This is a genomic window from Actinoplanes sp. NPDC026619 (genome assembly GCF_040638295.1).
GTDB lineage: Bacteria > Actinomycetota > Actinomycetes > Mycobacteriales > Micromonosporaceae > Actinoplanes.
Map to the genome: position 1 here is coordinate 1 of NZ_JBEZYA010000082.1, position 1,331 is coordinate 1,331.

Below are 1,331 nucleotides of genomic sequence, written 5' to 3' on the forward strand. Positions count from 1 at the left end.
TGCCGAGAACAGTGCACGGGTATATCCAAACACATGAATATAAAAGCTATAGCTGACGCGTCTGTCCAAGAATTCTTAGCTGCCGATGAGAGCGCATTCGACCATGCCGATGATAACGGGCATGAAAGGATGTTAATCCATCCCATTGGCCGACTTCACGGATCTGGCGCAATGCGATGTCGAGTGTCTCCGCGAGCCTTCGAGCGTTACCTTGACCGGTCTGGTCACGTCGGGGAGCGGTCCGGGACGTGGTTGGCGGTCGCTGCCAGCGAGTTACCCAGTGCCGTGCGCCAGTAGAGCACCTCGCGTCCGGCGCGGCGACGGTCCACCAGGCCGGCGTCGAGCATCACCTTGAGGTGGTTGCCGACGGCGCCCATGGGTAGACCGGAGATAGCGGTGAGCTGTGTGGTCGACCTGGGTTCTCCGAGACTGTGGAGCAGATCTGCCCGGTTGGCGCCGATAAGCCGGGCCAGGCCGTGGGCGTTCGCGGCGGTCGTGGGGGCGAGCGCGCCGGTGACCGGATACACGAGGGCGTAGCGGGTGGGCTCGTGCCACGCCACCCACGAGCCGTTGCTGTGTACCGGGATGAAAAGCAGCGTTACGGCGGCCGAGAGGTCACGTTCGGGCAGGTCGTTGCGGTTGATCTGCAGCCGGCCGTCACCCAGCCACTGCCTTTTCGCGCCCAGGGTGGGAATCACCCCTGACCAGCCGCGTGTCGCCAGCAGAGTCGTCCGTGACACGATGTCGGCCTGGAGGACCCGCTGGCGGCGTGGCCAGTCGGCCTCGACGGTCACCGCCCAGATCCAGTGCAGCAGCCCGAGTAGCTCGTCCAGCAGACCGGGGCGCAACAGGGCGGGGGTGAGCGGTCCCGGCCGGACCTTGAACAGCTCCGAACGAATCCCGTCGTCGTTCCATTCGTCGGCGAGTTGGCCGAGTTCGTCGTCGAACGACATGCCGGGACGTGTGGGAACGGCGCCGAGGAAGTCGGCCATCCACGCGGGCTGGTCGCCCTGGCGCTGCCGCCAAACGCGGTGGACGAGGTCGCGGCGTACGGGGTGACGGGTCAACATCTCGTCGAACGCGTCGCGATTGGCGGCATGGAACACCCGTTGCCAAGGGCCCTGAGGTATCTCGAGCACGGTAAGCGCGGCTACCGTCTCAGCCATCGGGGACAGCACGAACCGACTCGACGCGAGCAGATCGACCGGCACTCGCCAGGAGCCCATGACGTTTCGCCTCCTCGCGAATCATTCGGAACAGCAAGGTCGACTGTCGCACACTCGGGCCGTGCGTACCTACCGTGAAGTCTTCGCGCTGGCCGAATTCCGGGC

Annotated in this window: 1 protein-coding gene; it reads right to left on the minus strand. The window is 65.3% G+C overall.

Annotation, left to right across the window (positions count from 1 at the left end; all coding sequences use genetic code 11):
• Nucleotides 1–224: 224 nt before the first annotated feature.
• Nucleotides 225–1,226: a helix-turn-helix domain-containing protein gene (locus AB0E90_RS51585; RefSeq protein ID WP_360421203.1), complete on the minus strand. Its 1,002-nt coding sequence runs from the start codon at nt 1,224–1,226 to the stop codon at nt 225–227.
• Between the last annotated feature and the right edge of the window lie 105 nt (nt 1,227–1,331).

Coding starts and splice junctions, on each gene's coding strand:
- AB0E90_RS51585 (WP_360421203.1), bottom strand. CDS start 1,226: ATGGGCTCCTGGCGAGTGCCGGTCGATCTGCTCGCGTCGAGTCGGTTC.